The sequence below is a fragment of the Pseudomonadota bacterium genome, assembly GCA_026388215.1.
Lineage (GTDB): Bacteria > Desulfobacterota > Syntrophorhabdia > Syntrophorhabdales > Syntrophorhabdaceae > JAPLKF01.
Genome location: JAPLKF010000114.1, coordinates 1 through 3,608 on the forward strand (window position 1 = coordinate 1; position 3,608 = coordinate 3,608).

Annotated in this window: 6 protein-coding genes; all 6 read left to right on the forward strand. The window is 41.5% G+C overall.

Annotation, left to right across the window (positions count from 1 at the left end; all coding sequences use genetic code 11):
* Positions 1-127 precede the first annotated feature (127 nt).
* A complete protein-coding gene (locus NTU69_06640) occupies positions 128-445 on the forward strand; it encodes a nucleotidyltransferase domain-containing protein (GenBank protein MCX5803194.1) in 318 nt (105 codons plus the stop codon).
* Entirely contained in the window at positions 417-848 is a 432-nt protein-coding gene (locus NTU69_06645) for a HEPN domain-containing protein (GenBank protein ID MCX5803195.1), read from the forward strand. Before NTU69_06640 ends, NTU69_06645 begins: the two co-directional genes overlap by 29 nt.
* 269 nt (positions 849-1,117) lie before the next feature.
* Complete coding sequence (locus tag NTU69_06650; protein ID MCX5803196.1) at positions 1,118-1,645, forward strand: 4Fe-4S dicluster domain-containing protein; 528 nt, start codon at positions 1,118-1,120, stop codon at positions 1,643-1,645.
* A 147-nt stretch (positions 1,646-1,792) separates the two neighbouring features.
* Complete coding sequence (locus NTU69_06655; GenBank protein ID MCX5803197.1) at positions 1,793-2,650, forward strand: CoB--CoM heterodisulfide reductase iron-sulfur subunit B family protein; 858 nt, start codon at positions 1,793-1,795, stop codon at positions 2,648-2,650.
* Between the two features lie 73 nt (positions 2,651-2,723).
* Positions 2,724-3,077 carry a hypothetical protein gene (locus tag NTU69_06660; GenBank protein ID MCX5803198.1) on the forward strand — a complete coding sequence of 118 codons (354 nt, stop codon included), beginning with the start codon at positions 2,724-2,726 and terminating at the stop codon, positions 3,075-3,077.
* An 81-nt stretch (positions 3,078-3,158) separates the two neighbouring features.
* A partial coding sequence (locus NTU69_06665) for an FAD-dependent oxidoreductase (protein ID MCX5803199.1) occupies positions 3,159-3,608 on the forward strand: 450 nt, incomplete at its 3' end.

Sequence of the window (3,608 nt, forward strand, 5' to 3'; positions counted from 1 at the left end):
CAAAGGAGCTGTTGGAACATGCAAAAAGAAAAGTGGAGGAAATGATTGAAAATAATGTTAAAAACTGTTAATAAAGAAATAGTTAATAAATATAGAAGTTGCTGGATATAAATTCAGGAGATACGTTTTGGTTAGTCAAAAGGCCTTAAAACAAGCCACACAGGTACTTGTAGATAATTTCAAACCTGAGAGAATCATCCTTTTCGGTTCCCAAGCAAGTGGTTTAGCAGATGACCATAGCGATGTCGACCTATTGGTTGTATGCAAGATTAAGGGTAAAAGACGGGCGATGATGGTAGAAATGGATCGTTCCTTACGTGGGATTGGGTTTGCAAGGGATATAATTATTATCACACCTGATGAGTTTAACCGCAACTCCCGTATACCTGGAACGATTGTGCGTCCAGCAAGAAAATATGGCAAGACCCTCTATGAGCGTCAATAAGGAAGTAAAGCAAAAAGTCAAAGAGTGGATAGTTTACGGTGATGAAGACCTTCGGCTTGCCCGCCATGCGCTTAAACTCTTGTCTGGATGTCCATATCGTTTGATTGCTTACCATGCACAACAATGTGCAGAAAAGTACCTCAAGGCATACCTCGTATTCCATTTAGTTGATTTCCCTTACACGCATAATATTTCACATTTGCTCGAGCTGTGTTCAGAAAAAACAGATTGGCTTAAAAAACTCGGCAGCGCGGAGGAACTTACTCCATATGCGATTACTGCCCGCTATCCCGGTGAGGATGAAAAGGTTACCAAAAAAGAGGCAATACGGGCCATTAATCTTGCTGCCGATGTGAGACGTGTAGTCAGAAAAGCTTTATCCAACGAAGGCTTCAATCTTTAACAAAGCATGCGCTTTTTTCAATATGTAAAAAGGATTTTTATACGGAAGCATTGGAGAACTGAACATATTCAGAATTCATACAATGAGAAAGAGATTGAGAGAGCTTCAACTATCTGAGATTTCCGGATATTTCAAATTGAGGAGAGCAGGAAAGAACTCCAGCTTAAATCTATGTTAAAATTGACAGTAGGGGATTAACAAAATCTTGATTTTTATACCTGTATTTTGTTAACCTTAATTTTTTGTCAATCTTAATTTAAGGGATAGTTATGGATGACCTTACCTTTTTAAATCAAATAGAAGAGATATCCGGAGAAAAGATATCCACATGCTATCAGTGTTATAAGTGTACGGCTGGCTGTCCGGTTGCAACTGAAATGGATATTTATCCACACAGGATCATACGGCATATTGTCCTCGGAGACAGGGAGAAGGTACTCAAATCAAAGACCATATGGACATGCCTCATGTGTATCACATGCAGTGTGAGATGTCCGAACGACATAGATATCGCCCATGTTTTTGATACATTAAGGAAGGTTGCGGTAATGGAACATATGGAAGCGGAAACAGATACATGGAGATTCGATAAGCTTTTTCTCGACAGCGTTGCAAAACATGGCAGACTCCATGAAATAGAAACAATCCTTAAATACAAGCTGGAGAAGAAAGACCTTTTCAGCGATACGAAGATGGGGATTGGCATGTTTTTGAAAGGCAGGATGGGAGTATTTCCCCACAATATTAAAGACAGGAAGCAGTTGAGAAAGATATTTAAGAAAATAGATAGCAAATGAAAGACAAAAATAACCAATTAAAAACAATAACCAATTATTACCAAATAACAATAACCAAACAAATTCTAAGTCTTGTAATCTGTAATTTGGTTATTGGATATTGGATTTTATCTGGAACTTGGAATTTGGTTATTGGGGATTATTAGGATGATTACCCTTACTTACTACCCCGGCTGTTCTCTTAAAACTTCGAGCAAATTCTACGAGACCTCGATCAAAAACACCTTTTCGTTCTTCGGGATCGAACTTACAGAACTCAATGACTGGTCGTGCTGCGGGGCATCGGCTGCAACTACGATTGATGAAAAACTCGCATATGCACTAACAGGAAGGAATTTAGCCATTGCAGAGGACGTGGGTTACCACCTCTTTGCACCCTGTTCAGCCTGCTACAACAGGTCCAAGGTTACTAATGAAAAGATTAAAAAAGACAGGGTACTTCGGGATGAGATTAACGAAACCATATACCCGCTCAAATGCCTTGGTACGATTAAGGTAAAAAACATTATTGAGGTACTCCACGACCACGTGGGGATTGAGCGGGTTGTAAAGAAAATAGCATATGACCTCTCTTCCATAAAGGTTGCCCCCTACTATGGGTGTGTCCTGACAAGAATCACAAAGATGGATGCCTTTGACGATAAGGAAAATCCAACAAGCATGGATTCTTTGCTCTGGGCATTAGGGACTGAACTTGTAAGCTGGCCATACAAGATGGAATGCTGCGGAGCAAGTAAGACCCTTACAAACAAGGATGTGACGTTCAGGCTTTCAAACATTATAATGGAGAAGGCTCAATCGGTTGGGGCAGATGCGATTGTGACTCCTTGTCCTTTGTGCCAGATGAACCTTGACCTTTTACCCTATCTTGGCAGAACTGATAAGAATCTGCCTGTCCTGTTTTTGTCCGAGGTCTTCGAGCTTGCACTTTTTGGAAGGATTGGGGGAATGAGTTCTCATATAATAGGGGTGGACGGCGTAGTTAAGAAGGTAAAGAAGAAGTGATGAAACAGTTCGGAGTCGGGGTACCCGCTTGCGGGTCGCCGGAGTTCGGAGTTAAAATGGCCTATTGCAAATTATGGATATAGTAGAAAAGCTTGAATTCATAAGAACATACGACCCTGATAGTGCAGAGAGGCTGAATAAACTCCTCGGCAAAAAGGATGCCTTGAAAGAGGGTAATGTGTACGGGGAGAAATTTACGGACAGGCAGTTTTTCCTTGTCTTCGAGCCGCTCCTCAATGCCTCTCTTGAGAGGGCAAGGATACTTGAGGTGTTATCAGAAAAAGAGGATACAATAAGTGGCCTCTCGGAAAAGCTTAAAATAGGGCAGGACATAACATTTAAGCATATCAAGGAATTATTGAAAAAAAACCAGATTGAAATTGCAGGACATAAGGAAAGGGATGCAATATTCAGAAAAAAGGCATAGTTCAATGTTCAACGTTCTATGTTGTAAAACTATGAACCTTGAACCCAGAACCTTGAACAATTCTTGTGGAAGTGAGAAACAATGGATAAAGTAGGCAAGGTACTTGTTATTGGTGGCGGGATAGGCGGGATGGAGGCGTCGCTCAATCTCGTCGAGGCCGGGTTCAAGGTATACCTTGCGGACGAGAAACCGAATATAGGCGGGAATATGGCGCAACTTGACAAGACCTTCCCGACAAATGACTGCTCTATGTGCATCATGGCACCAAAGCTCGTTGAAGTCGGAAGAAATCCAAACATAGAGCTTCTCATGAATACCGAAGTGGTAGGTCTTGAAGGTGAACCTGGTAATTTTATTGTTACACTAAAAAGAAGACCGAGAAGGGTGCTACCGGATAGATGTACATCCTGTGCGCTCTGCGCCCCTAACTGTCCGCTTGAGGTAATCAATGACTATAATGAGGGAATGTCCAGGCGAAGCGCCGCATATATAAGCTTTCCCCAGGCAATCCCCTCTACCTACATGATAGAC

Bases quoted from the DNA above. Each gene is read 5' to 3' on its own strand.
- NTU69_06645 (MCX5803195.1), top strand. From the start codon at position 417: ATGGCAAGACCCTCTATGAGCGTCAATAAGGAAGTAAAGCAAAAAGTC.
- NTU69_06650 (MCX5803196.1), top strand. From the start codon at position 1,118: ATGGATGACCTTACCTTTTTAAATCAAATAGAAGAGATATCCGGAGAA.
- NTU69_06655 (MCX5803197.1), top strand. From the start codon at position 1,793: ATGATTACCCTTACTTACTACCCCGGCTGTTCTCTTAAAACTTCGAGC.
- NTU69_06660 (MCX5803198.1), top strand. From the start codon at position 2,724: ATGGATATAGTAGAAAAGCTTGAATTCATAAGAACATACGACCCTGAT.